The 25,796-nt window shown below is 72.4% G+C and carries 21 protein-coding genes; 9 read left to right on the forward strand and 12 right to left on the reverse strand.

Features of this window, described 5'->3' with window-relative positions; translation table 11 throughout:
- Positions 1-19 precede the first annotated feature (19 nt).
- Positions 20-901: a LysR substrate-binding domain-containing protein gene (locus ABEB12_RS26895; RefSeq protein ID WP_185062544.1), complete on the reverse strand. Its 882-nt coding sequence runs from the start codon at positions 899-901 to the stop codon at positions 20-22.
- Between the two features lie 87 nt (positions 902-988).
- Here ABEB12_RS26895 and ABEB12_RS26900 point away from each other — a divergent pair, with 87 nt between their 5' ends.
- The gene (locus ABEB12_RS26900) at positions 989-2,317 is read left to right on the forward strand and encodes an aminotransferase class III-fold pyridoxal phosphate-dependent enzyme (protein ID WP_185062545.1); all 1,329 of its coding nucleotides are present in this window, start codon (positions 989-991) and stop codon (positions 2,315-2,317) included.
- Between the two features lie 468 nt (positions 2,318-2,785).
- On the opposite strand, the gene ABEB12_RS26905 is transcribed toward ABEB12_RS26900, so the two are convergent.
- Positions 2,786-3,691: an alcohol dehydrogenase catalytic domain-containing protein gene (locus ABEB12_RS26905; protein ID WP_185062546.1), complete on the reverse strand. Its 906-nt coding sequence runs from the start codon at positions 3,689-3,691 to the stop codon at positions 2,786-2,788.
- A 151-nt stretch (positions 3,692-3,842) separates the two neighbouring features.
- On the opposite strand from ABEB12_RS26905, the gene katG reads away from it, so the two are divergent.
- From katG to pqqA, 4 genes are all read left to right on the forward strand, one after another.
- A complete protein-coding gene (katG, locus tag ABEB12_RS26910) occupies positions 3,843-6,074 on the forward strand; it encodes a catalase/peroxidase HPI (protein WP_345703169.1) in 2,232 nt (743 codons plus the stop codon).
- A gap of 262 nt (positions 6,075-6,336) precedes the next feature.
- Positions 6,337-6,795: an MSMEG_3727 family PQQ-associated protein gene (locus ABEB12_RS26915; RefSeq protein ID WP_185062548.1), complete on the forward strand. Its 459-nt coding sequence runs from the start codon at positions 6,337-6,339 to the stop codon at positions 6,793-6,795.
- Positions 6,796-6,809: 14 nt separating this feature from the next.
- The gene (locus tag ABEB12_RS26920) at positions 6,810-8,495 is read left to right on the forward strand and encodes a PQQ-dependent dehydrogenase, methanol/ethanol family (protein ID WP_185062549.1); all 1,686 of its coding nucleotides are present in this window, start codon (positions 6,810-6,812) and stop codon (positions 8,493-8,495) included.
- Positions 8,496-8,538: 43 nt separating this feature from the next.
- Positions 8,539-8,634 carry a pyrroloquinoline quinone precursor peptide PqqA gene (gene pqqA, locus ABEB12_RS26925; RefSeq protein ID WP_185062550.1) on the forward strand — a complete coding sequence of 32 codons (96 nt, stop codon included), beginning with the start codon at positions 8,539-8,541 and terminating at the stop codon, positions 8,632-8,634.
- A 105-nt stretch (positions 8,635-8,739) separates the two neighbouring features.
- Here the strand turns inward: pqqA and ABEB12_RS26930 are convergent, their stop codons facing one another.
- Entirely contained in the window at positions 8,740-9,666 is a 927-nt protein-coding gene (locus ABEB12_RS26930) for an NAD(P)/FAD-dependent oxidoreductase (protein WP_345703170.1), read from the reverse strand.
- 76 nt (positions 9,667-9,742) lie between these two features.
- Between ABEB12_RS26930 and ABEB12_RS26935 the strand changes: the two genes are divergently transcribed.
- Positions 9,743-10,264 (forward strand): MarR family transcriptional regulator, encoded by a 522-nt coding sequence (locus ABEB12_RS26935; RefSeq protein WP_185062552.1) that lies wholly within the window; start codon positions 9,743-9,745, stop codon positions 10,262-10,264.
- Between the two features lie 87 nt (positions 10,265-10,351).
- On the opposite strand, the gene ABEB12_RS26940 is transcribed toward ABEB12_RS26935, so the two are convergent.
- On the reverse strand, positions 10,352-12,019 hold the full coding sequence (locus tag ABEB12_RS26940) for an AMP-binding protein (RefSeq protein WP_345703171.1): 1,668 nt from the start codon (positions 12,017-12,019) through the stop codon (positions 10,352-10,354).
- Between the two features lie 80 nt (positions 12,020-12,099).
- Here ABEB12_RS26940 and ABEB12_RS26945 point away from each other — a divergent pair, with 80 nt between their 5' ends.
- Positions 12,100-13,080, forward strand: coding sequence for an MOSC domain-containing protein (locus ABEB12_RS26945; protein WP_185062554.1), 981 nt, complete (start codon positions 12,100-12,102; stop codon positions 13,078-13,080).
- Between the two features lie 31 nt (positions 13,081-13,111).
- On the opposite strand, the gene ABEB12_RS26950 is transcribed toward ABEB12_RS26945, so the two are convergent.
- From ABEB12_RS26950 to ABEB12_RS26985, 8 genes are read right to left on the reverse strand one after another with little or no spacing between them, the layout of a single operon-like run.
- Positions 13,112-14,752 (reverse strand): amidohydrolase, encoded by a 1,641-nt coding sequence (locus ABEB12_RS26950; RefSeq protein WP_345703172.1) that lies wholly within the window; start codon positions 14,750-14,752, stop codon positions 13,112-13,114.
- Positions 14,749-17,775 carry an aminotransferase class III-fold pyridoxal phosphate-dependent enzyme gene (locus ABEB12_RS26955; protein ID WP_185062555.1) on the reverse strand — a complete coding sequence of 1,009 codons (3,027 nt, stop codon included), beginning with the start codon at positions 17,773-17,775 and terminating at the stop codon, positions 14,749-14,751. The genes ABEB12_RS26950 and ABEB12_RS26955 overlap by 4 nt, the downstream gene beginning before the upstream one ends.
- The gene (locus ABEB12_RS26960) at positions 17,775-18,896 is read right to left on the reverse strand and encodes a polyamine ABC transporter ATP-binding protein (RefSeq protein ID WP_185062556.1); all 1,122 of its coding nucleotides are present in this window, start codon (positions 18,894-18,896) and stop codon (positions 17,775-17,777) included. Before ABEB12_RS26960 ends, ABEB12_RS26955 begins: the two co-directional genes overlap by 1 nt.
- On the reverse strand, positions 18,893-19,696 hold the full coding sequence (locus ABEB12_RS26965) for an ABC transporter permease subunit (protein WP_185062557.1): 804 nt from the start codon (positions 19,694-19,696) through the stop codon (positions 18,893-18,895). The genes ABEB12_RS26960 and ABEB12_RS26965 overlap by 4 nt, the downstream gene beginning before the upstream one ends.
- Entirely contained in the window at positions 19,693-20,568 is an 876-nt protein-coding gene (locus ABEB12_RS26970) for an ABC transporter permease subunit (protein ID WP_185062558.1), read from the reverse strand. The genes ABEB12_RS26965 and ABEB12_RS26970 overlap by 4 nt, the downstream gene beginning before the upstream one ends.
- A complete protein-coding gene (locus ABEB12_RS26975) occupies positions 20,565-21,611 on the reverse strand; it encodes an extracellular solute-binding protein (RefSeq protein ID WP_185062559.1) in 1,047 nt (348 codons plus the stop codon). Before ABEB12_RS26975 ends, ABEB12_RS26970 begins: the two co-directional genes overlap by 4 nt.
- A gap of 21 nt (positions 21,612-21,632) precedes the next feature.
- Entirely contained in the window at positions 21,633-22,886 is a 1,254-nt protein-coding gene (locus ABEB12_RS26980; RefSeq protein WP_345703173.1) for an aminotransferase family protein, read from the reverse strand.
- 9 nt (positions 22,887-22,895) lie between these two features.
- Positions 22,896-24,341, reverse strand: coding sequence for an aldehyde dehydrogenase family protein (locus ABEB12_RS26985; RefSeq protein ID WP_185062560.1), 1,446 nt, complete (start codon positions 24,339-24,341; stop codon positions 22,896-22,898).
- A gap of 205 nt (positions 24,342-24,546) precedes the next feature.
- Between ABEB12_RS26985 and ABEB12_RS26990 the strand changes: the two genes are divergently transcribed.
- Together ABEB12_RS26990 and ABEB12_RS26995 are read left to right on the forward strand one after the other, a co-directional pair.
- Positions 24,547-25,044 carry a MarR family transcriptional regulator gene (locus tag ABEB12_RS26990; RefSeq protein ID WP_185062561.1) on the forward strand — a complete coding sequence of 166 codons (498 nt, stop codon included), beginning with the start codon at positions 24,547-24,549 and terminating at the stop codon, positions 25,042-25,044.
- 186 nt (positions 25,045-25,230) lie between these two features.
- The gene (locus ABEB12_RS26995) at positions 25,231-25,731 is read left to right on the forward strand and encodes a MarR family transcriptional regulator (RefSeq protein WP_185062562.1); all 501 of its coding nucleotides are present in this window, start codon (positions 25,231-25,233) and stop codon (positions 25,729-25,731) included.
- The last annotated feature ends 65 nt before the right edge of the window (positions 25,732-25,796 follow it).

The following is a 25,796-nucleotide window of genomic DNA, read 5'->3' on the forward strand; positions in this document are numbered from 1 at the left end:
GCAAGGTGAACTTTTCGTGCTAGCGCTCAGGGCGCAGCGCGTCGAGCACCACGTTGACCGCCGCCCGGGACGGGGATCCGCGCCGCACCACGGCCGCCACCGTGCGGTTCACCGGCGTCACCAGCTCGCGGGTCACCACCCGGTAGCGCCGGTCCACCGCCAGCGCCGGCAGCAGCGCGACGGACAGGCCGGCCTCGACGTGCTGCAGCGTCATCAGGTAGTTGCGGAACCGGCCGGCCACTCGCGGCTCGAAACCCGACTCCCGGCACAGCCGCAGCGTCAGGTCGGCCATGTAGGAGCGCGGCAGGTCCAGCGCCCACCGCTCGTCGGCGTAGTTCGCCAGGTCGGCCGGCCCCCGGGGCGCCGGATGTTCGGGCGACGCGATCAGCAGGATCGGGTCCTGGGTCAGCGCCACCACGTCCAGGTCGGTGCCCAGCGGCAGCTCCACCAGGTCGGTGGTGGTGATGATGATGTCGGCGTCACCCCGGCGCAGGGCGGGGATGCTCTCGTGCGGCTCCAGCTCGAGCAGCTCCACGTCGAGGTGCGGGAACTCCCCGGCCAGCCGGGCCACCGCCGGCACGGCCAGCGTGTGGACCGCGCTCTGGAATGCCCCCAGCCGCACCAGGCCGACCGGCTCCTCACCCAGGTCGCGCAGCTCCGACTCGACGGCCTGCATGTGGTCCAGGATCGCCCGCGACCGCTGCGCCAGGATCAGCCCGGCCGGGGTGAGCCGCACCCGCCGCCCGGTGCGCTCGAGCAGCGTCGCGGAGGTCTCCCGCTCCAGCACCGCGAGCTGCTGCGACACGGTGGACGCGCTCAGGTGGGCCGCCTGCGCCACCGCGCGAACCGTGCCGAGGGTGTCCAGCAGGCTCAGCAGCCGCAGCCGCCACGGGTTCAGCATCTTGTCATCTTTGTTCGATAGAACCGAACAGGAAAGCCGGAATTGTGAGATGGACGCGTCGCATCGGCGGGTCCTACCGTCGAAGCCATGGCCACCGTTCTCTCTCCCACCGCCGAGGCGTTCTGGACCGATGCCGACCGTCACCTGGTCCGTTACATCGGCGCCAACGCGTTCACCCCGGAGATCATCAACCGCGCCGAGGGCAGCTACCTGTTCACCGAGGACGGCCGGAGGATCCTCGACTTCACCTCCGGCCAGATGAGCGCGATCCTCGGCCACGGGCACCCGGAGATCGTGGACACCGTGGCGCGGCAGGTGGCCACGCTGGACCACCTGTTCAGCGGAATGCTCAGCCGCCCCGTGGTGGACCTGGCCCGCCGGCTGGCCGGGACGCTGCCGGAGCCGCTGGAGAAGGTGCTGCTGCTGACCACCGGGGCCGAGTCGAACGAGGCGGCCATCCGGATGGCCAAGCTGGTCACCGGAAAGCACGAGGTCGTGTCCTTCGCCCGGTCCTGGCACGGCATGACGCAGGCGGCGGCGAACGCCACCTACAGCGCCGGCCGCAGGGGCTACGGCCCGGCCGCGCCCGGAAACTTCGCCATTCCCGCACCCAACACCTACCGCCCCGACTTCACCACCGCCGACGGCGAGCTGGACTGGCGGCGGCAGTTGGACTTCGGGTTCGAGATGGTCGACGCGCAGTCGGTGGGCAGCCTGGCCGCCTGCCTGGTGGAGCCGATCCTCAGCTCCGGCGGGATCCTCGAACCCCCGCCCGGCTACCTCGCCGCGCTGCGGGACAAGTGCCGGGAACGGGGCATGCTGCTGATCCTGGACGAGGCCCAGACCGGGCTGTGCCGCACCGGCACCTGGTATGCCTTCGAGCGCGACGGCGTCGTCCCCGACATCCTCACCGTCTCCAAGACCCTCGGCGCCGGCCTGCCCCTGGCGGCCCTGGTGACCAGCGCGGAGATCGAGGAGTCCGCGCACCGGCGGGACTTCCTGTTCTTCACCACGCATGCCTCCGACCCGCTGCCGGCGGCGGTCGGCAACACCGTGCTCGACGTGCTGCAACGGGACCGGATGGACGTGAGCACCGCGCAACTCGGGGGCGTCCTGCGGGCCGGCCTGGAACGGCTCGCCGACCGGCACGAGACCGTCGGCGACATCCGGGGGCGCGGCCTGCTGGCCGGCCTGGAGCTGGTGCTGGACCGGGACACCAAGCGCAGCTCCGACCAGCTGGGCGCACTGGTCACCCGGCGCTGCCTGGAGCTGGGCCTGCACGTCAACATCGTGCAGCTGCCCGGCATGGGCGGGGTCTTCCGGATCGCCCCGCCGCTGACCGCCACCGAGGAGGACCTCCAGCTCGGCCTGGACATCCTGGACGAGGCGATCGGCGACGCCACCCGGCGGATCTGAGAGAGCGTTCTGAAACTCCGGCCTGTTTCGGTGAACGCCTTCCCGTGAGTGCTCGTCCTCGGCGGGCCGCGAATGCGGGTGTGGCGGGGCCGGGAGCCGAGGGACAGTCGGCTCAGTGCGCCCGCCGCGGTTCGGGCGCTGGTTACCGAATGTGGTCGTTACGGGTCGTCGAGCGCAAGGTGAGTCCGGTCATTCCTTGATCGAAACCGGACTCAGCTTGCGCTCGACGGGTGTGGCCATCCAGAACCGCCGAGCCGCCGCCACATTTATCCCACCAGTCACACGGGTCGTCACTCAAGGTGAGCATCGGTCGGTCCGTGCCGGCGGTTCAGGGGGCGCGCCCGCCGAGCGGCGGCTCAGCCGCCTTTTGATCATGGATTCGGGCGACTGCGCTGCCACTCGGCGAAGCAAGCCGCGAGAAGCCGGCGCCGGCCGGCTACGCTCCGAGTTCCCAGACGCGCTCTGAGGTCAGCCGCCGGGGACCAGCACGATCTTGCCCCGCGCGTGCCCGTTCTCCACCTCGGCCAGGGCCTCGCCGGCCTCGTCGAGGCCGCGCACCCGGCTGACGTGGGGGTCGAGCTGGCCGGCCGCGACCAGCCGGGCCAGCTCGACCAGCACCGACGTGTCGCGGTTGCGCACCACCTCGCGCCCGCCGAGCTGCTTCACCAGCGGTTTGTCCGCGACCGAGAACAGCCGGTCGGCCGGCACCAGCTCGGCGACCGCCCGCAGCGACGGCCCGCCGACCAGGTCCAACGCCCCGTCGACCCCGTCCGGCGCCGCCTCCCGGATGCGCTCCACCACACCCTCGCCGTAGGCCACCGGCACGGCTCCGAGGCCGGCGACCAGGTCCCGCTTGGCCGGGCTGGCCGTGCCCACCACCCTTAGCCCGCGCGACCGGGCGAGCTGCAGCATCGGGACGCCCACTCCGCCGCCGGCCCCGTTGACCAGCAGGGTCGCGCCGGCGGGCAGGGCCAGGTTGTCCAGCGCGTCGTAGGCGGTGCCGGCGGCCACCGGGAGCACGGCGGCGGACTCGGGGCTCACCCCGTCCGGCCGATGCGCCGCGAACGACGCGGTGACCAGCGCCTGCTCCGCCCAGCCGCCGACCATCCCGGGGCAACCGCCGAACACCTCGTCACCGGGGGCGAAACCGGTCACCCCGGCGCCGAGGGCGACCACCGTGCCGGCCACTTCGCGCCCCAGCACGGCCGGCCCGGCGGTGCCGTACGAGCCCTCCCGGACCCGCCAGTCGCCCGGGTTGACCCCGGCCGCCCGCACCCGCACCAGCAGCTCGCCCGGCCCGGGCTCCGGCACCTCCACGTCCAGGAACGCCTGCTGCTCCGGTCCACCGACTCGGACAAACCCGTACGCCCGCACTGTCCCCTCCCCGGTAATTCGCCTTCGCACAGCCTATCCGGCCAACCGGAAATCAACTTCGGGGCATGCGAATCGGCCGCCTTGATTGATGCCGAAAAATGGGTCATGCTCGGTGTGTACGGACACCGCTTGCGCTTCTCGAGGGATTCTCGTGTCTACCAGATATGACAAAGTTGTCAGCGGAAGGAAGCGGGCGAGCGAGCGCTTCCCGCACCCGACGCAGGGCGGGGCAAACCGCCACTGGTGGCCGTACCGGCTGAACCTGGAGATCCTCGCCAAACACTCTCCGGCGGCCGATCCGATGGGTCCGGATTTCGACTATGCCGCCGAGTTCGGCACGCTCGATCTTTCCGCCGTGCGGCACGATATCGAGCGGGTCCTGACCACCTCGGTGGACTGGTGGCCGGCCGACCACGGCCACTACGGCCCACTGATCATCCGGATGGCCTGGCACGCCGCCGGCACGTACCGGGCGGACGACGGCCGGGGTGGCGCCGCCGCCGGCATGCAGCGCTTCGCCCCGCTGAACAGCTGGCCGGACAACCGGGGCCTGGACAAGGCCCGCCGGCTGCTCTGGCCGGTCAAGAAGCGCTACGGCCGCAGGCTCTCCTGGGCCGACCTGATGATCTTCGCGGGCAACGTCGCGCTGGAGTCGATGGGCTTCCGGACCTTCGGGTTCGCCGGCGGCCGGGTGGACACCTGGGAGTCCGAGGAGGACGTCTACTGGGGCCGCGAGCGCACCTGGCTGGCCGACGAGCGGCACATCGGCGTGCGGGACCTGGAGAGCCCACTGGCCGCCTCCGAGATGGGCCTGATCTACGTCAACCCGGAGGGCCCGCGCCGGGTGCCGGACCCGGTCACCGCCGGCCGGGACATGCGCCTGACCTTCCGGCGCATGGGCCTGGACGACGAGGAGACCGTCGCGCTGATCGTCGGCGGGCACACGTTCGGCAAGACGCACGGCGCCGCGCTGGAGAGCCACCTCGGCCCCGAGCCGGAGGCCGCCCCGCTGGAGGCGCAGGGCCTCGGCTGGCGCAGCGACTACGGCACCGGCAAGGGCGCGGACGCGATCACCAGCGGCCTCGAGGGCACCTGGACGGCCACCCCGACCAGGTGGGACCACAGCTTCCTGGAGGGCCTGTTCGGGTTCGAGTGGGACGCGGTGCTGAGCCCCGCCGGCCTGTGGCAGTGGATCCCCAGCGGCGGGGCGGGCGCCGGTACCGTGCCGGACGCGCACGACCCGGCGAAGACCCACGTACCGACCATCCTGACCACGGATCTGGCGCTGCGGCTGGACCCGGGCTACGAGCCGATCTCCCGGCGCTTCCTGGAGCACCCGGAGCTGCTGGAGGACGCGTTCGCCCGGGCCTGGTTCAAGCTGACCCACCGGGACATGGGGCCGCCCCACTGCTACCTGGGGCCGTTGGCCCCCACGGAGACCCTGATCTGGCAGGACCCGGTCCCGGCCGTGGACCACGAGCTGGTCGGGGACGAGGACGTCGCCGAGCTGAAGCGGCGGATCCTGGCCTCGGGGCTCCCGGTGTCCCGGCTGGTGGCCACCGCGTGGGCGTCGGCCTCCACGTTCCGGTACAGCGACCGGCGCGGCGGTGCCAACGGCGCGCGCATCCGCCTCGAGCCGCAGCGGAGCTGGCGGGTCAACGAGCCGGAGCGCCTGGCCGAGGTCCTGGCCGCGCTGGAGCGGATCCGGGAGGAGTTCGACGGGCGGATCTCGCTGGCCGACCTGATCGTGCTCGGCGGCTGCGCCGCCGTCGAGCGGGCGGCCCAGCTGGCCGGCCACGACGTGCGCGTCCCGTTCTCCCCCGGGCGCACCGACGCCTCCCCCGAGCAGACCGACGCCGAGTCGTTCGCCGTGCTCGAGCCGGAGGCGGACGGGTTCCGCAACTACCGGGGCCCGACCGGCCTGCCGCCGGAGTTCCTGCTGGTCGACCGCGCGCACCTACTGACGCTCAGTGCCCCGGAGATGACCGTCCTGGTCGGCGGCCTGCGGGTGCTGGACGCCAACTACCGGCAGTCCCCGATGGGTGTGCTGACCAGCCGGCCCGGGGTGCTGACCAACGACTTCTTCGTGAACCTGCTGGACATGGGCATCCAGTGGGCGCCGACCGGCCGCAACGGCTCGGAGGCCTTCGAGGGCCGCGACCGGGCCACCGGCGAGCCGAGGTGGACCGCCAGCCGCGTGGACCTGGTCTTCGGCGCCAACTCCGAGCTGCGGGCGCTGGCCGAGGTCTACGCCGGCGACGACGCGCGGGAGAAGTTCGTGCGGGACTTCGTGGCCGCGTGGCACAAGGTCATGAACCTGGACCGGTTCGACCTTCGCCGAGCGGCTGTGGATGGCCAACGAACGGTAGCCTTCGGCCAATGAACGGCGCGAGCGGTCCGGATTAGTGGTCACCCCTTGCTGGCGGAAATCATCCGGCGTAAAGTCACAACCGCCTGGTTAGGCAAATGAAGCAATAAAAGAAGAATTCATCGCAAACGAATTCTCGCTTGCGCGGAATAATGGCGGTCGCGCACGCCATCACACTGAGACAAAGGAGTTGAAGTGTGCCCGCACGCTTCAACTCCTGCCGTTCATCGCGATCACACGAAACAAATGAAGGTTCGGGATCAGGAGGTGAAGCCGGGTGACGAGCACGCAAGATAGAGCCGCCCTGCTGGACGAGCTCGGGTTGGACGAACAGAACAAGGCATCGATAGGACGAGTACTGGGCACCGGGAGCATCGGCCGGGCCACCGAGCGGGCCGACGGCGTGATGGAGGCGACCGTCCGTATCCGCCCGGACACGATCAGCTGGGAACCGTCGATCCTGGTCCTGCCGCACGGGGGTGATCTCGAGCTCGAGCTCATCAACGACGACCTCAACACGCACTGCGCGCTGCTGCCCAGCAACGGCGACCGCAAGTTCATCTGGTTGGTGAACCACTCGAAGGGCCGGGCCAAGCTCAACCTCGACGGGCCGGGCTACTACTGGTTCAGCTCGCCGACCGGCAACGACGAGGGCCGGGGCCTCACCGGGGCCATCGTGGTCATGGGCGACGTCCCGCCGGAGGCCCGCCTCGACCGACCCGACCAGCCGCGGTAGAGAGGAGCGGACAGATGACCGTCGAATACGTCGACGCCGGCGAAGCCATCGACCAGGGAGCGCTCAGCGGCAAGGCCGGAACCGCGCCCCCCGTGGTCGCCAACCTCACCTACGAGCGCATCCTGGACGCCCGCTCGGAGCCGCACAACTGGCTCACCTACTACGGAGCCTACGACGGCCAGCGGTACAGCACGCTGGACCAGATCAACTCGGAGAACGTGAGCAAGCTGCGGCCCGCCTGGATGTTCCAGGCCGGCACCAGCGGCATGATCGCCGGCGCGTCGACCTATGCGTTCGAAGCCGCCCCGATCGTGGTGGACGGGGTGATGTTCTGCTCCGGCTGGGACGGCTGGCTGTGGGCGCTGGATGCGGTGACCGGCGAGGAGCTCTGGCGGTACAAGCACGCGATCCCCTACGACGTCTCGCTGTGCTGCGGGAACGTGAACCGGGGCGTCGGGGTGGCCAAGGGCAAGGTCTTCATGGTCACCGCGAACGCGCACATCATCGCGCTGGACGCCACCAACGGCCAGAAGCTCTGGGACAAGACCTACGGTGACGTGCGAGCCGGCGAGAGCGGCACGGTCGCCCCGCTGGTGGTGAAGAACCTGGTCATCGTGGGCAGCTCCGGCGGCGAGTTCGGCTCGCGCGGCCACCTGGACGCGTTCGACCTGGACTCCGGCGAGCACCAGTGGCGCTGCTACATGGTGCCGAAACCCGGCGAGCCCGGCTCGGAAACCTGGCCGGCCGACGGCCAGGCGTGGGCCCGCGGTGGCGCGAACTGCTGGGTCACCAGCACCTTCGACCCGGAGACCAACCTGCTGTACGTGGGCACCGGCAACCCGGCACCCGACTTCGACGGGGCCGTCCGCGAGGGCGACAACCTCTACACCGACAGCATCGTCGCGGTGGACGTCGACGCCGGCCAGATCCGCTGGCACTACCAGTGCACCCCGCACGACCTGTGGGACTACGACAGCACCATGGAGAACATCCTGTTCGACTCGGACGGGCGCAAGCTGCTCGGCCACTTCGACAAGAACGGGTACTTCTTCGTACTGGACCGGGTGAGCGGCGCGCTGGTGAGCATCACGCCGTTCGTGGACCGGATCGACTGGGGCAACATCACCCGCGACGGCAAGGTCACGCCCGCGCGGTACCCGGACAAGGAAGGCGACCCGGTGCACTTCTTCCCGGGTCCGGCCGGGGCCAAGGAGTGGACGCACGCGTCGTACAGCCCGAAGACCGGGCTGTTCTACGTGCCGGTACAGGACGTCGGCGCCACGGCCACCCGGCGGCGCCGGGAGTTCAAGGAGGGCATCCCGTACTGGGGCGCCGGCGTCCAGGTGGACGCGGACAACATGGCGGGGTCGGTCAGCGCGTTCGACGCCAACGGCGAGGAGAAATGGCGCTGGCGCAACGACATCCCGATGTGTGCGTCGACGCTGGCCACCGGTGGCGACCTGGTGTTCGCCGGCGAGCCGTCCGGCGAGTTCAACGCCCTGGACGCGCGCACCGGTGACCTGCTCTGGTCGTTCCAGTGCGGCAGCGGCCACCACAGCAGCCCGATCACCTACAGCGTCGACGGCAAGCAGTACGTCGCCGTTCCGGTCGGCTGGGGCGGCTGGATCGAAGGCTTCCTACCCGGCATGCTCGGTGCGGGGCACGGAAGCGCTCTGATCGTCTTCGCCCTCCCGGACTGACTTGAAGGGAGCCGCCGGAATGGGCCAGAGAGGAGGTGGATCAATGGAGTCTCAGCTCGCCGCATGGGAGACCCCGGAGTTCGACGAGATCGCAGTCGCACCTGAGGTGACCATGTACGTGGCTCAGCTGGAGGACTAGCTAGCGCGGCACGCGCTAGCCCGAGCGTGCGCCCAGTTAGGCGCACGCGGGAAACACAGACGGGCGATGGGGCGCCGGACAACGTTGTCCGGCGCCCCATCGCCGTCAGCCGACCGATACCAGGGCGGCTTCGACGTCCGCCGCCAGCAGGTGGTGGTTGACCGCCACGGCGGCGGCCGACCCCTGGGCCGCCGCGTTGATCAGCTGGGCCGGGCTGTCCATCACGTTGCCCGCCGCCCACACGCCGTCCACGCTGGTACGACCGGTCCGGTCGGTGGCGACCCAGCCGTCCTCGCCTCGGGCGCAGCCCAGCCCGGCCAGCAGCCCGTCGCGCGGGGCGAACCGGGGGCCGACGAACAGCGCCGCGCGCTCCACCAGCCGGCCGCCGGCCAGCTCCACCCCGAGTCCACCGCCGGCGCCGGCCACCACCCGCGCCACCTCGCCCTCGACGACCCGCACGCCGCGCGCATCCAGGCGCCGTCGCTCCCCCTCCGCCAGCTCGATCCGGTTCGGGAAGAACACCACGTCGCCGGACCACTGCCGGATCAGCTGCGCCTGGTGCAGCGTGAACGGCCGGTTCTCGCCGCCGACCACGCCCAGCGGGCGGTCCCGGACCTCGTAGCCGTGGCAGTACGGACAGTGCAGCACCTCGCGGCCCCAACGTTCGGCCAGGCCCGGGATCTCCGGCAGCTCATCGCGCAGACCGGTGGCCACCAGCACCGCCCGGGTGGTCAGCCTCCCGCCGCCGTCGAGGCGCACGGCGAACCCGTCGCCTTCGAGGCGGTCGACGCCCTCGGCCCGGCCCTTCGTCAGCTCGCCGCCGTAGCTTCGGACCTCCCGCCGCGCGGCGGCCAGCAGCTCCGTGGGGGCAGCCCCGTCCCGGGACAGGAAGCCGTGCAGGTGCTCCGCCGGGGCGTTGCGCGGCTCGCCGGCGTCGACGACGACCACCCGCCGCCGGGACCGGCCCAACATCGTTGCCGCGGCCAACCCGGCGACCCCGCCGCCGATGACGACCACGTCGTACTCCACCACGTAAACCTCCGGTATCGGCCTGAGCTACGCTGAAAAAGCTAACAGGTAGTTCGCTAGCTAACAAACTGGTGTGGAGATGCTGCCCCTTCAAGCACGTACCCAAGAGCTCTGGAGCGAGCGCAACCCCGGGCTGGACACGTCGGCGATGCAGGTCGTGGCGCTGGTCAAGCGCATCACCGTCCTGCTGGACCGGGCGGTCGAGCCGGTCTACGACGGCGCGGCGCTGACCACGGCCGAGGTCGAGCTGCTGGTCCCGCTGCGGCACGCCGAGTCACCGGTCACCGCCGCCCGCCTGGCGGACCGGCTGGGCATGTCCCGGGCGGGCGTGAGCAAGACGCTCGGGAAACTGGAGAAACGCGGGCTGATCACCCGCACCGTGAACCCGGCCGACCGCCGGGCCGCCCCGATCACCCTGACCCCGGAGGGCAAGGACGTCATCGACACCGTCTTCCCCCGCGAGCTGGAGGCGCACACCCAGCTCCTGGCCGGCCTCGGCACGGACCGCCAACGCGTGGTCGACGCCCTGACCCTGCTCGCCGAGACCATGGATTCCCGCCTGGGCCAGGCCACCACCCCGACGCCGCCCAAGAAACCGTGACGCCGCACAACTGTGGCGTCGAGGTGCGGCGCCGGTTCAAACAGGCCTTCCCAGCAATCTGTGGAACCGGCACCGCGCATGACCGCGCTAGCTCGGAGCTCCGGAGAGCAGGTGGGCGCGGCCGTTCGCGGCGAGCGCTTCCCGCAGCGCCGACCGGTCCTGCTCGGTGACCAGTCGCAACGCCTCCCCCGGAGCAGGCCGCCACCACACCGGGTCGGTGCACTCCCAGGCCTGCGCCCGCAGCGGCTTCTTGTCCAGCTTGTTGGTCGGGGTCAACGGCATGCGCGCGACCACTCGGACGAACCGGGGCGACCACTTGGTGCCCAGGTCGGACTGCGCGGCGAGGAACGCCTCGAACGCTTCCGGGTCGAACCGGGCTCCGGGTTCCAGCTCGACCGCCGCCATCACCTGGTCGCCGGTGTGCGCGTCGGGCACCGGGAACACCGCCACCACCAGCACCCCGGGCTGCCGGGCCAGGATGTGCTCCACCGGCGCGGCGGCGAAGTTCTCGCTGTCCACCCGCAGCCAGTCGTTGCCCCGCCCGGCGAAGTAGAAGTACCCGGCCTCATCCCGGTAGGTCAGGTCACCACTCCAGTACCAGCCGTTGCGCAGCCGTTCGGCGGTCGCCGCCGGGTTGCGGTAGTAGCCCTCGAAGACGAACCCGGAGTCGCGGCGCACCAGCTCACCGATGGCCTCCGGGTTGACGATCTCCCCGTGCGGGCCGAATCGCACCCGAGGACACTCCGAGCCGGTCTCGGGGTCGAGCACCGCCACGTCGGACTCGCTGGTCGGCAGCCCTAGCGCCCCCGGCGGGGTGCCGGGCAGCTTGCCGATGGCGATCGGTCCCTCGCTGGAGCCGTAGCCCTCCAGGCACTCGCAGCCGAACCGGCGCGGGAACTCGGCCAGGTCCTTGTCCGCCGCCTCGGTGCCGTACACCAGGCGCAGCGAGTTGTCCGCGTCGTCCGGCCGCTCCGGGGTGGCCAGGATGTAGGCGAGCGCGCGGCCGACGTAGTTGGCGAAGGTGGCACCGAAGCGGCGCACGTCGGGCAGGAACCCGGAGGCGGAGAACCGGTCGCGCAGCGCCCAGGTGCCGCCGGAGGCGAGCATCGGCGCCCAGCACGCCATCAGCGCGTTCCCGTGGAACATGGGCATCGCGTTGTACGCCACGTCGTCGCGTCCCAGCCCCAGCCGGCCGGTCATGTACCCGGCGGCCGCGGCGAACCGGCCCTGGCCGCAGACCACCGCCTTCGGCGCACCGGTCGAGCCGGAGGTGAACATCAGCAGCATCGGCGTCGCCGGCTCGATCCGCGCGTCCGACCGAGCCAGGCCGTCCTGTGCGGCCAGCAGGGTGCGGTACCGGTCGCGGTCCACCTCGAGCACCCGCTCGGCGGGCACCCCGGTGTCCAGCCCGTCCAGCAGCCGCCGGTGCGCGCCGTCGGTGATGATCAGCTGGCAGTCCACGTGCCGGATGTCGCCGGCCAGCTGGGCGCCCCGGCGGGTGGGGTTGATGCCCACCGTCACCGCCCCGGCCAGCGCCGAGGCGACCAGCCAGAACAGGTACTCCGGCGTGTTGTCCAGCAGCACGCCGATGTGGAAGGGCCCGGGCCGGCGAAGCTCCGACGCCAGGGCGGCCCGGCGCCGGCCGGCGGCCACGATCTCCGCCCAGCTGTAGCGCTGGTCGGCGAACAACAGGCCGGGGTGCGGGTCGTCGGCGCGGGCGGCGAGCAGATCGGCGGTGGTCAACCCGGCGGTCACCGGCCAACCGTACGTCGGCATTCAACCGATCGCTCGTTCAGGACTGTACGACCGGGTCCCGTGGTCCCTAAGGTGCTGGCATGGCGATAACGGTGGGACGGCTGTGGCATCACCCGGTGAAGTCCATGCGCGGCGAGGTGGTGGACGAGGTGCTGCTCGGGCCGGGTGGCCTGATCGGCGACCGCGCCTACGGCATGCTGGACGTGGAGACCGGGCGGCTGGCGTCGGCGAAACGGCCGAAGCGGTTCGGCCCGCTGCTGGGCTGCTCGGCCCGGTTCCTCAGCCCGCCCCGGCCGGACGCCGCTCCCCCGCCGATCGTGGTCACGCTGCCGGACGGCTCGACGGTGGAGGGCGACGCGGACAACCGCGACGCGGTCGGCAAGGCGGTGAGCAAGTTTCTCGGCCGCGAGGTGGAGCTGGTCTCCGGTGTGCCCGCCGGGGCCACCTACGACAGCATCTGGCCCGAGCTGAGCGGGTCCTCGGAGTTCCTGGCCCCGATGCGCCAGGAGGAGACCGAGGACGGCGAGGCGCTGTACGGCATTCCGCCGGGCATCGGCGCGCCCGGCACGCTGCTGGATCTCGCCGCGCTGCACGTGCTGTGCACCAGCACCATCTCCTCGCTCGGCGGTGAGCACCCGGACGGGATCTGGGACGACCGCCGGTTCCGGCCGAACATCGTCTTCGACGATGGCCCGGCCCCGGCCGGCCGCCCGGCGGACCGGTTCACCGAGGACGAGTGGATGGGCGTCGACCTGGTGATCGGCGACCGGGCGCGGGTGCACGTGGTCGCCCCCACGCTGCGCTGCCCGATGCCGTCGCTGCCCCAGGGCGCGGACCTGCCCCGCGACGCGGACATCCTGCGCACGCTCAACCGGCTCGGCCGCCGGCAGCTCGGCGAGCTGGGCACGTTCCCCTGCCTCGGCGCATACGCCGAGGTCGTGGTGCCCGGCACGATCCGCGCCGGCGATCAGGTGGAGATCGCCGAGACGGCGGCCACGGAGAGCGCACTGGCCGCGGCGGTGGAGATGATCGGGGCGGGCATGCGAGCCGCCCGGGGCTGACGTAGGTCGCTCACCCGCTGACGTAGGTCGCTCACCCGAGGCCGCCGGCGTCGAACACGGTCCGCCCGCCGGCCAGGGTGAGCTCCACCGGCATGTCGGCCAGCTCGTCGTCCGGGGTGTCCAGCAGGTCCCCGCCCAGCACCACCAGGTCCGCCAGGTAACCGGGGGCCACCGCGCCCTTGTCCAGCTCGGCGCTCTCCAGGTACGCGGGGGCCGAGGTCCACATCCGGAGCGCCTGCAGCGGGGTGACCCGTTCCCGCTCGGCCACCCGCGCGGCCGGTACCGCGCCGACGAAGGTGGCCAGCCCTCGCCGCCAGTCGGGCACCGTGCACGGCGCGTCCGAGCCGTCCGCCACCCGCACCCCGGCGGCCAGCATGGAGCCGGCCGGGAAGGTGCGGGCCCAGCGGTCGGGGCCGATCATCGGGATCATGCCGCCGGCGGCGGTCGCCTTGAGCAGCGAGTTGGTGACCACGGAGATGCCCGACCCGGCCAGCCGGGCCATGGCCTCCTCGGTGAGCAGTGCGCCGTGGATGAGCGCGTGCCGGGCGTCCGGCCGGGGCCACGCCCGCTGCGCGGCGAGCAACGCGTCGATCGCGGCGTCGGCGGTGCGGTCGCCGGTGACGTGGATCTGCAGGTCCAGCCCCATCCGGTGGGCCAGCTCCACGGTGGCGGCCAGCTCGGCCAGGCGGGCCTGGTCGTCGGCCCCGACCACGGTGAGGCCGCCATGGCTGCCGTCCGGGTACGGCTCGTACAACCACGCCGTGCCGTGGCTGGGCGCGCCGTCGGCGAACAGCTTCGCCCCGCCGACGCGCAGCCACTGGTCCCCGAGCCCGGTCGATGCGCCGGAGTACCACAGCGCCGCCTGCATCCCGGACAGCGAGCACGGCTCCGGCCAGCCCCAGTGCAGCAGCAGGTTGGTGCGCACGGTCATCCGGCCCTGGCGGCGCAGCCGCGTGTAGTCGCGCAGCAGCTCGGGGGCCACCGCCGGGTCGGTCACGCTGGTCACGCCCAGCCGGTTCAAACCGGCCATGGCCTGCTCGATCGCGTCCAGCCGGGTCGCCTCCGGCGGTTGCGGCAGGTGGTCCAGCACCCGGCTCATCGCCGCGTCGTACAGCAGACCCGTCGGGTCGCCGTGGGCGTCCCGCACGATGACCCCGCCGGCCGGGTCCGGCGTGTTCCGGCCGATCCCGGCCCGCTCCAGCGCGGCGGTGTTGGCCCAGACGCCGTGCAGCGAGGCGTGGTGCAGCACGGCCGGGCGCGACCCGGTGAACTCGTCCAGCTGGCTCCGGTGCGGTGGCAGCGAGCCGTCGGCCAGCTCGGCGATGTTGCCCTCCCGCCAGGTGGCGGCGACCAGCCAGCCGCCCGCGGGGTCCGCCTGGCGCAGCCGGGCGCCGAGCCCGGCCAGGCCGGTCACGCCCCGGATGTCCAGGGTGAACGGCGGCTGCAGCAACGCGTGGGCCGCGAGGTGGATGTGCGCGTCGTTGATGCCGGGGATCACGCTCCGGCCGCCGGCGTCCACCACCCGCGTGCTCCGGCCGATGTGCCCGGCCACGTCCTCGTCGGTGCCGACGGCCACGATCCGCTCACCCCGGACGGCCACCGCCGACGCCGCCGGGACGGCCTCGGTCATGGTCAGCACCCGGGCGGAGGTGATCACCAGGTCGGCGGTCACCAGTTCCTCCTCAGCACCAGGTCCAGCGCGTCGACCAGGGCGTCCGCGTGTTCCTCGGTGAACGTCAGCGGTGGTTTGAGCTTGAGCACGTTCCAGTCCGGGCCGGTCGGGTAGACCAGCACGCCCTCGTCCTTGAGCCGCTCGCAGACCAGCAGCGTCTCGGCCGGCGCGGGTAGCTTCGTCTCCCGGTCGGCCACCAGCTCGACCCCGCTGTAGAAACCCTGGCCCCGCACGTCGCCGATCAACGGGTGGTGCTCGGCCAGCCGCCACAGCCGGTCGCGCAGGTACTGGCCCACCCTCCGGGCATTGGCCTGCAGGCCCTCCTCCTCCAGCACGTCCAGCAGCTCCAGCCCGACCGCGCAGGCCACCGGGTTGCCGCCGTAGGTGGAGAAGAACCGGCCGGTCGCGTCGAACCGCTCGGAGATCTCCCTGGTGGTGACCATCGCCGCCACCGGGAAGCCGTTGCCCATCGCCTTGCCCATGGTGACGAAGTCCGGGCGGATGTCCGCGCCGTGCGTCTGGAAGCCCCAGAAGGCGTCGCCCAGGCGGCCGAACCCGACCTGCACTTCGTCGGCGATGGTGAGCGCGCCGTGCGCCCGGGCCGCCCGCTGGGCCTCGGCCAGGTAACCGGGCGGGAGCACCACCTGGCCGCCGCCGGCCAGCAGCGACTCGTAGATGAACGCGGCGGGCGGCCGGCCGGTCTCTCCCATGGCCGCGAACACCTCGGCGGCCCGCGTGGCGTACCGGGCGCCGCTGTCCGGGTCGTCGTAGCCGAACTCGCCCCGGTAGCGGTCGGGCGCCGGGGTGGGGTGGGTGAACCCGGGCTTGCCGTAGCGCTTGTACCGGGCCGGGCTCACGTCGGACACCAGCGAGGTGTACCCGTGGTACGCGTGCTCGATCACCGCGATGTCCTCGCGCCCGGTGACGTAGCGGGCCATCCGCAGCGCCAGGTCGTTCGCCTCGCTGCCCGAGTTGAGGAAGTACACGACGTCCAGCCCCTCGGGCAGGGTCGCGGTGAGCCGGGCGGCGTACTCGGTCAGCACGCCGTACACGAACCGGCTGTTGGTGTTCAGCCGGGCCAGCTGGCGCGCGGCGGCCCGCACCAGGCGGGGGTGCCCGTGCCCGACCAGGGTCACGTTGTTCAGCGCGTCCAGGTAGGCGTGTCCCTGCTCGTCGTAGAAGAAGCAGTCCCGCGCCCGCACCATGTCGATCGGGTCGGCGAAGTAGGTCGGGTGGGTCCGGGGCAGGTGGGCCTGCCGGCCGGCCATCGCCTCGGGCAGCGCCGGCCGCCAGGCCCGGATGCCGGACGAAACGCCGAGCAGCGCGGACGAATCCGGCACCAGCGCCTGCCACACCTCGAGCTCCGAGGGGCGCACGTGCGTGGGGACCGCGCAATGGGCCGGCCTTACTACGGTGAGCTGGGCCGATGGCGCGCCTGGCGGCGCGCCCCGTGAGTGGCGAGTAGCGCTATAGCGATCATCGCCACTCACGAGGCCAGGACCCGACCGGAGGTCGGGGCCGGCCAGGTGCCCGACCGGTTGCCCGGGCTCCACCGGGGAGCCCACCGGCAGGTCGGACCGCACGCCGGAGAACCGGGTCCAGAAGCGCACTCCCGGCTCCACCTCGTGCCGCAGCACCACCCCTCCCTCGGTGGCTTCCACGACGCCTGCCAGCGGCGCGTGCACGCGGCCGCCGCCGAACAGCGCGACGCCCAGCGAGACGGTCGCGGCCTCGCCGGCGCCGGTGGCGCGGCGGGCCGAACGCGGGAACCACGGCTCGGCGTACCGCGTCACCGCCGGGCCCGAGCCGGCCACTACGCCAGCCTGGACGGCGACCCACAGGTCGTCCGGGCGCCGGGGGTCGACCTCGTCGAACAGCTCACTCGCCGCCGACAGGTCCACCGGCGTCACCCGGCCGGCCACCACCGGGTGGAACGCGCGCGGGTTTGCCGCGATCCAGGCCCGGGCCCGGGCGCCCGCCGGGTACGGGTCGAAGCCGCAGGCCGCGCGCAGGGTGGCGGTGGCGAAGTCGGGCGGCAGGTCGACCAGCCGGGCCAGCTGGCGCGCGGTGTCCGGGACCCGGTGTCGCGGGTCCCCGTGACCGCCCTGCTCGGCCAGCCGGGCGGTGGTCGCGGCCACCGTGGCCACCCGGGCGACCAGCAACGGGTAGAGCGCGTCGACCTCGTCCTCGGTGAGCGGCGCGGCCCGGTGGTAGGCGGCGGCCAGCACCCCGGCCACCCGCAGCGGGCGCGGTTCGATCCGGGTCAGCGCGGCCAGCAGCACGGCCAGGTCGGCCACCCGCGCGGTGTGCAGGGCGTCGCCGAAGTCGACGATGCCGCACGTGCGCCTGGGCGGCCCGCCGACCAGGATGTTCAGCGCGTTCAGGTCGTGGTGCACGAACGCCGTCGGCAGCCCGGCCCACCGCACCGGGCGCTCGGCCAACAGCTCACGGGCCCGGCCCAGCCCGGCCCCCAGCCCGGAGTCGGTGACGAAGGGGACGCACTGGTCCAGCGCCGCCTCGGCGTCCCGCAGGTCCCAGTAGTGCGGCTCCGGCCGATCGCCCGGGGGTGCGCCGGCCATGGCCGCGGCCAGCCGGCCGGCGGTGGCGCCGATGTCCGCGTACAGCTCGTCCGACCGGTCGCGGATCGCCGCCAGCGGCTCGCCGGGCAGCCAGCTGAGCAGCCGGGCCAGCACCGGGCGCCCGTCCAGGTCCTGCTCCACCAGGTCCAGGCCCCCGGCGGTGCGCACCGGCCGGGGCACCGGCAGCCCCGGGTCCTGGCGCCGGATGTGCGCGAGCAGCGCGTTCTGGATGGTCACCCGGCCCCGGTCCCGGTCCCCCGACACCTTGAGCACGTACGCCGGGCCGTCGTCGGTGGCGATGCGGAAGTTGGCGTCGGTCTCGCCCGGCAGCCGGGTCACCTCCACCGGCCGGACGCCGAACGCCGCCCGCGCGATGTCGCCGGCCCGGCCGGGGTCCACCGCCGGCGGCCCCTCGGTGATCCGTTCGAACTGTGCCGCCCGCATCAGGCGGTCACCACCGTCTGGTGGTCCGGGTGCCAGCTGACCTGGACGTTCTCCCCCGGCACCGCCGGCAGCGGAGCACCGACCACCCGCATCGCGCTGCCCAGGGTGCCGTCGGGGAACCGCAGCCCGATCCGGTGGCGGTTGCCGACGTACAGCACGTCGGTGACGGTCGCCGCGATCCGGCTCGACGACTCCGGCACCGGGTCGTGCGCGGCGTGCAGGACCATCCGTTCCGGGCGAATCACCACACAGGCCCGTCCGGGGTGCCGGGACTGCTCGGCGGTCAGCGGGATGGCCAGGCCGGCCCCGCCCAGCACCCCCGCCGAAGGGTCGACGTCACCGGTGAAGATGTTCGACTCGCCGAGGAACTCCGCGACGAACCGGCTGGCCGGGTGCTCGTACAGGTCGGTCGGCGGGCCCACCTGCTCCACCCGGCCCTCGTTGAACACCGCTACCCGGTCGGACAACCCCAGCGCCTCCTCCTGGTCGTGGGTGACGAAGATGAACGTCATGCCCAGCTCCCGGTGCATCCGGGCGATCTCCCGCTGCAGCCCGTCGCGCAGCTTCTTGTCCAGCGCGCCGAGCGGCTCGTCCAGCAGCAGCGCGCGGGGTGTGTAGACCACCGCGCGGGCCAGCGCCACCCGCTGCTGCTCGCCGCCGGAGAGCTGGGCCGGTTTGCGCCCGGCCAGCGCCGGCAGCCGCACCAGGTCGAGCACCTCGGCCACCCGCCGGTCGATCTCGCCCTTCGGCACCTTGCGCTGCTGCAGCGGGTAGGCCACGTTCTCCCGGACCGTCATGTGCGGGAACAGCGCGTACTGCTGGAAGACCACGCCCAGGTTCCGCCGGTGCGGTTTCACGTTCCCGACGTCCACGCCGTCGATCGCGATGGAGCCCGCGGTCGGGGTGATGAAGCCGGCCAGGATGGACAGCATCGTGGTCTTCCCGGACCCGCTCGGCCCGAGGAAGGTCATGAACTCCCCACTGGCCACGGAGAGCGAGACGTCCCGCACGGCGGGCCGGGCCGCCCTCGGGTAGGCCTTGCTCACGCCGCGGATCTCGATCTGTCCCGGTTCGGCCGGGGCGGCAGTGGCCCGCGCCGGCGCGTCAAGAGGTGCGGTCATTTGGCATTCCCGGTGGTTAGGCGGTTGCCGCGCAACTGGGTGAGCAGGAGCACGCCGGTGGTGATGGTGACGACCAGGCTGGCCGCCGCCGAGATCGTCGGGTCGGTCTGCAGGCTGACGCTCTGGTACATCTGCACCGGCAGCGTGTGGAACTTCGGTGACTGCAGGAACAGCGCCACCACCACCTCGTCGAACGAGGTGACGAAGGCGAACACGAAGCCGGACAGCACGCCGGGCAGCAGCAGCGGCAGGGTGATCCGTCGGAACGTGGTGACCGGGCCGGCGCCCAGGCTGGCCGACGCGGTCTCCACGGTGCGGTCGAAGCCGGCCAGCCCGGTGGCCACCGCGACCATCACGAACGGCACCGCGAGCACGGTGTGGGCCAGCACGAACCCGCCCAGCGAGCCGACCAGCTGCCACTTCAGGAAGGCCGCGTACATCGCGACGGCGACCAGGATGGACGGCACGATCGCCGGCGCCAGCAGCGCCCCGCGCAGCGCGCCCCGGCCCCGGAACCCCGAGCGGTCCAGGCCCAGCGCGGCCGCCGTGCCGACCACCGTGGCCAACACCCCGACCAGCACCGCCACCCGCAGCGAGTTGCCCACCGAGTCCAGCCACGCGGCCGAGCCGAAGAACTTCCGGTACCACTGCAGCGACCAGCCGGACGGCGGGAACTGGAAGGTGCTGGACGCGCTGAAGCTCATCGGGATCACGATCGCGGTCGGCGCCAGCAGCAGCAGGCCGACCATGGTCACCCAGGCCCGCAACGGCCGGCCGAGCGCCCCCTCCGACCGGTTCATGCCAGCCCCGCCCGGTCCAGGGTGCCGCCCCGGCCGATCCGCCACACCACGACCAGCGCGGCCAGGGTGAGCGCCAGCAGCACCATGCCCAGCGCGCCGGCCGCGCCGAAGTCCAGCAGCGTGGCCACCCGGATCTGGATCAGCTGCGAGGCCAGCGCCTGCTGCGGCGAGCCCAGGATGGCCGGCGTGACGTAGAAACCCAGCGACATGATGAACACCAGGGAGAAGCCGGACACCACGCCCGGCACCGACAGCGGCAGGTACACCGTGCGAAACGCCCGAAACCACGGGGCGCCACAGCTCATCGCCGCGTCCAGCAGCCGCCTGTCGATGCCGGCCAGCGAGGTGTACAGCGGCAACGCCATGAACGGCAGCATCACCTGCACCATGGCCACCGCGACGCCGGTCGCCGACCCGAGCAGCACCACATCCCGGACGCCGAACACCGAGAACAGCCGGTCGATCAGCCCGTCCCGCTGCTCCAGCACGTACCAGGCGAAGTTGCGGGCCATCATGCTGGTCCAGAACGGCAGCAGCACCAGCAGCACCAGCAACCCGCGGACCCGGGCGGACACCCGGGTCATGGCGTAGGCGTACGGGTACACCAGCACCAGGCACACCGCGCTGACCACGGCCGCCGTCACCAGCGTCCGGCCCAGCACGGTCAGCGAGACGCCGTCCACCAGCAGCACGTGGTAGTTGTCCAGCCCGACCACCGGGTCGGTGAAGCTGCGCCAGGCGATCCGGGCCAGCGGCACGAAGAAGATCACCAGCAGCAGGGCGGCCGCCGGGACCAGCAGGTACCCGGGGTGGCCGAACCGCCGTACCGGCGAGGACCGCGCCACCGGGGTGGCCTCGATGACGGCGGTCATCCGATCGACCACGCGGTGACCTTGGCGACCACCGGGTCCAGGTTCTCCGCCCACCAGGTGGCGTTGGTGTAGATCAGCGTGTCCTTGTGCTCGGGGGCGAACACGTCCAGCGACCGTTGCACCGGGTCCGGGTAGTGCGCGGTCACGTTCGGGTTCCCCGGCGCCATGGAGGACGCCGCGCTGAACGCCTGCTGCTGGGCCGGCTGCGCGACGAACTGGATGAACTTCATCGCCGCGTCCTTGTTCGGCGCGCCCTTGGGCACCACCAGCACGTCCGAGTTGGCGAAGGTGTGCTGCCAGATCACCTGGTACGGCGCGCCGCCCTTGATCGCCAGCGCGGCGCGCGCGGTCAGGGACAGCACCATGGTGGCCTGCCGGCCGCTCATCGCCTGCTGGATCTGCCCGTAGTTGTCCGCGAAGACCAGCTCCGACCGGATGGTGTCCAGCTTGCGCAGCGCCCGGTCCACGTCCACCGGGTACAGGCGGTCCTTCGGCACGCCGTCGGCGAGCAGCGCGAACTCGAGCATGTTGGTCACGCTCATGTTGCGGATCGGCGGGACGATGCGCTTGCCCGGGTACCGCTTGGTGTCGAAGAACGCCTCGATGCCGGTCGGCGGGTCGGTCGGGAACGCCTTGGTGTCGTAGAGCATGAACGTGCCGTAGAAGTAGGCCGGGACCGCGTAGTCGCTCACCGTGCCCGGCGGGTAGTAGCTCCGGTCGACCACGTTGAAGTCCAGCTTCTCCAGGTACTTCGGGCCGTACCGCTGGGCGAACTCCGGACCCTGGTCGAGCACGTCCCACTCGACGTTCTCCGACTCGATCATGGTCTTCAGCTTGGCCTGGTCGGGCGGGCCGGTGTTCACGAACGCCGTGCCGGTGCTCGCGGTGAACGGCTTCTGCCAGGCGTTGATCTGGGCCTCCTGGAAGTCGCCGCCGGTGGACACGAACGTGACCGGGCCGGCACCGCCGCCACCCCCACCGCCGCCGCACGCGGCGGTCAGCGCCACCGCCACCGCACTCATGATCAGCACTCTCGCGCGCATGGGTCTCCTCCTGGGTCGGGGTCAGTGACCGGCCGCGATGACGTGCTTGCTCAGTACCTCGGCGAGGGTGTCCACGTCCGGCTCGCTGATCACCAGCGGCGGGGAGAGCACGATGCAGGCGCCGGCGGCCCGCACGATCACCCCGTCGGTCCGCGCGCCGTCCTGCACGCTCGCGGCGTCCCGGTCCAGCTCCACGCCGAGCATCAGCCCCACGCCGCGCACCTCGAGCACGTGCGGCAGCTCCTCCAGCGGCTCGAGCGCGCGCAGCAACCGGTCCCCCACCGAGCGGGCGCGGGCCGGCAGCTCCTCCCGCTCCAGGATGTCCAGGTTGGCCAGAGCCACGGCCGCGCCGACCGGGTGCCCGTTGTAGGTGAAGCCGTGGGCGAACTCCACGCCCTCGGCGGCCCGCAGCACCCGCTCGCCGATCAGCACCGCACCCATCGGGACGTACCCGCTGGACAGCCCCTTGGCCGTGATGATCATGTCCGGCCGCATGCCGTAGTGCTCGGAGGCGAACCAGTGCCCGGTGCGGCCGAACGCGGTGACGATCTCGTCGGCGATCAGCCAGATGCCGTGCCGGTCCAGCACCTCGCGCACCCTCGGCCAGTAACCCTCCGGCGGCGGCACCATCCCGCCCACCCCGAGCACCGGCTCGCCGATGAACGCGGCGATCCGTTCGGCGCCGATCCGCTCGATCCGTTCCTCCAGCTCGGCCACCAGCCGGTCGGCGGCATCCGAACCGTGGGGCTTTCCGACGAACTCCACGCCCGGCGCCAGCGGCCCGAACCCGGCCCGCAGCCGGTCGATCCCGGTGACCGCCAGCGAACCGGCGCCCATGCCGTGGTAGCCGGCGGTGCGAGCCAGGATGATGTTCCGCCCCGGCTGGCCGGCGTGGTGGCGGGCCAGCCGGGCCAGCTTGACCGCGGTCTCGGTGCCCTCCGAGCCGCCGTTGGTGAAGAACACCCGGCGGATCCCCTCGGGGGCGAGCCGGACCAGCCGTTCGGCCAGCCGGATGGCCGGCTCGTTGGTGTAGTCGCCGAACGAGGAGAAGAACTCCAGCCGGCCGATCTGCTCGGCCGCCACCCCGGCCAGCTCGGCCCGGCCGTGGCCCACCGCGCACTGCCAGAGGCCGCAGGTGCCGTCGACGTACTCCCGGCCGTCCACGTCCCACAGGCGCGCGCCGCTGCCCCGGTCGATGATCAGCGGCGGCATCGGCGAGCCGACCCGCGAGTGCGGGTGCAGCAGGTAGCGCCGGTCCAGCTCGGCCAACTCCACGGTTCCTCCCTAGATCCGGATCGCCACGGCCTTGTGCTCGAGGTAGCCCTCGATGCCCTCGCTGCCGCCCTCGCGTTCCTGCCCGCTGTTCTTCATCCCGCCGAACGGCAGCTCCGGCCGCACCGGCGCGGGCTCGTTCACCCCGATCACGCCGAACTCCAGCCGCTCCACCGTCCGCCACAGCCGGCGCAGGTTCTCCCCGTAGACGTAGGCGGCCAGGCCGTAGGCGGTGCGGTTGGCCGCGTCCACCACCGCGTCCTCGTCGTCGAAGGCGAAGACCGGCAGCACCGGGCCGAACGTCTCCTCCCGGCTCACCGCCATCCCCTCGTCCGCGTCGGCCAGCAGCGTCGGCCGGTAGAAGGCGCCGCGCAGCTCGGCCCGGTCCGGCGTCCACCGCTGCCCGCCGGCGAGCACCCGTGCGCCCTTGGCCACGGCGTCCTTGACCTGCCGTTCCACCTTCTCCAGGCCGGCCAGGTCGATCAGCGGCCCGACCGTGGTGCCGGCCCGCGCGCCGTGGCCGAGGCGCAGCCCGCCGACCAGCTCCCGGACCCGCCCGACCAGCTCGTCGTGCACCTCGCGGTGCACGTACAGCCGGTTCACCGCCGTGCAGCTCTGGCCGGCGTTGGCGAACTTGGCGGCCACCACGCCCCTGGCCGCCGCCTCCAGGTCGGCGTCGGCGAACACGATCGCCGGGGAGTGCCCGCCCATCTCCAGGGACACCCGGCGCAGCCGGTCGCCGGTGGCCCGCAGCAGGCCCAGCCCCACCTCGGTGGAGCCGGTGAAACTGATCTTCCGCAGCCGGGGGTCGACGAGCAGCTCGGCCACCAGTGCGGCCGGTTTGGGGGTGGTCAGCTGTTGTAGCACCCCGGGTGGCAGCCCGACGCCGTTGACCAGCCGGACCAGCTCGGTGGCGATCAGCGGGGTCTGCTCGGCCGGCTTGACGATGACCGGTGCGCCGGCCGCCAGCGCCAGCCCGACCTTGCGCACCAGCATGCTGGCCGGGAAGTTCCACGGGGTGATCGCCAGCACCGGCCCGACCGGGGCCAGCAGGGTCAGGCCCGGGCCGTTCGCCGACGGCGGGGTCACCCGGCCGTAGGCCCGGCGGCCCTCCTCGGCGCTCCACTCGAGCATGCGGGCGCAGCCGATGATCTCGCCCCGGGCCTCGGCCAGCGGCTTGCCGTTCTCGGCGGTGAGCCGGCCGGCCAGCTCGTCCGCCCGCTCCCGGATCGCGGCCGCGGCGGCGCGCAGCCGCCCGCCCCGGGTCTCCGCGTCGGTCTCCCGCCAGCCGGGGAGCGCCGCCCACGCGGCGTCCAGGGCGGCCCGGGCGTCGGCCGGCGTGGCGGCCGCCGCGTGTCCGATCACCTCCGTGGTGGCCGGATCGACCACCTCGAAGGTGCCGGATCCGGCGCGCCACTCGCCGTTGACCAGCAAGGTTGCCGACGGGTCTGCGGACATCGAATGCCCTCGTCTCGTGTCGCGTTTTCGCTCGGGTGGCCAGACTCACCTCTAGAGTGTTGATTTGTCAACAGCTAGGCCGAGGTTGCCCGACCCGCCCTTCGCCGATACCCCGGACGCTGACCAGCAACGGGTTCGAGCGGGAGATGCACCACCGGGGATCGGGTATGTCCCGCGTCACAACGCCGAAGGAAAGCGAGCTGAGATGGCCAGACAACCGCTGTCGCCCAACCGGAGCCGGGTGGCCGGGCACCGCGGCTCGCCGGTGACGTTCCAGGACCTGCTCTCCTACCGGGTGAGCCGGGTGGCCAACGCGATGTCCCGGGGCGCCGCGCTGCGCTACCGCCGCGAGTTCGGCGTCAGCCTCGGCGAGTGGCGCACGATCGCCCTCCTCGGCGCCAGCTCGCCGCTCACCCAGAACCACCTCGCCCGGCTGGCCGCGCTGGACAAAGCGCAGATCAGCCGGGTGGTGGCCGGGCTCGTCGCCCGAGGCGTGCTGCTCCGCGAGCTGGGTCCCGGCCGGACGGCCGAGCTCAGCCTGACCACCCGGGGCCGGGCGCTGTACGAGCGCCTCATCGCGGCCGCGAACGAACGCAACGACGCGTTCCTGGTGTGCCTCACCCCGCGCGAGCGCGACGCACTGGAGAGCGCGCTGGACAAGCTGGGAACCCTGGCGATGGCGCTGGAACGGGCCGAGCGCTGAGGCCGGGACCGGTGTTGACAAAGCAACACACTCCAAGATCGCATACGTATTGTATCCAATCCAACATCTGTCGTCCAGGGTGTTGCGTCGTCAACACTTGGGTATCGTTGTGTCACACACGCCCCAAAGGGCGTGCTCTACCAGCGAGAACGTCGCGCCACCGGGCCGGCGGGATGGAGCGGCGGCATGACCAGACAGGCGACACCCGGGACGGAGCCCCGGTCGGAGCGGCGCCGGGCGACACCCAGGGCCACCATCCAGGAACTGCTGTCCTACCGGCTCGGCCGGGTCGCTAACACGATGTCCCGGGGCGCGGCGCTGCGCTACCGGCGCGAGTTCGACGTGAGCCTCGGCGAGTGGCGGACCCTCGGCCTGCTCGGGTCCAGCGCCCCGCTCACGCTGAACCGCCTGGCCCGCCTGGCCGCACTGGACAAGGCGCAGATCAGCCGGGTCGCCGCCAAGCTGACCGAACGCGGCCTGATCACCCGCGAGTTCGGCGCCGGCCGCACCACCGAGCTCACCCTGACCCGCAAGGGCCAGGCCCTGTACGACCGGCTCATCGCCGTGGCCAACGAGCGCAACGACGCGTTCCTGGTCTGCCTCACCGAGCACGAGCGAGAGGTGCTGGACGGCGCGCTGGAGAAGCTCGCCACCCTGGCCCGGGCGCTGGAGCAGGCGGAACGCTAGCCCGCCATCGGCAGGTGTTGACAACTCAACACCTGGCGTGTGACGGTACCGGAGAGGCGATTTCC

Origin of the sequence: Actinospineispora eucalypti (assembly GCF_039543365.1) — a bacterium.
Lineage (GTDB): Bacteria > Actinomycetota > Actinomycetes > Mycobacteriales > Pseudonocardiaceae > Pseudonocardia > Pseudonocardia eucalypti.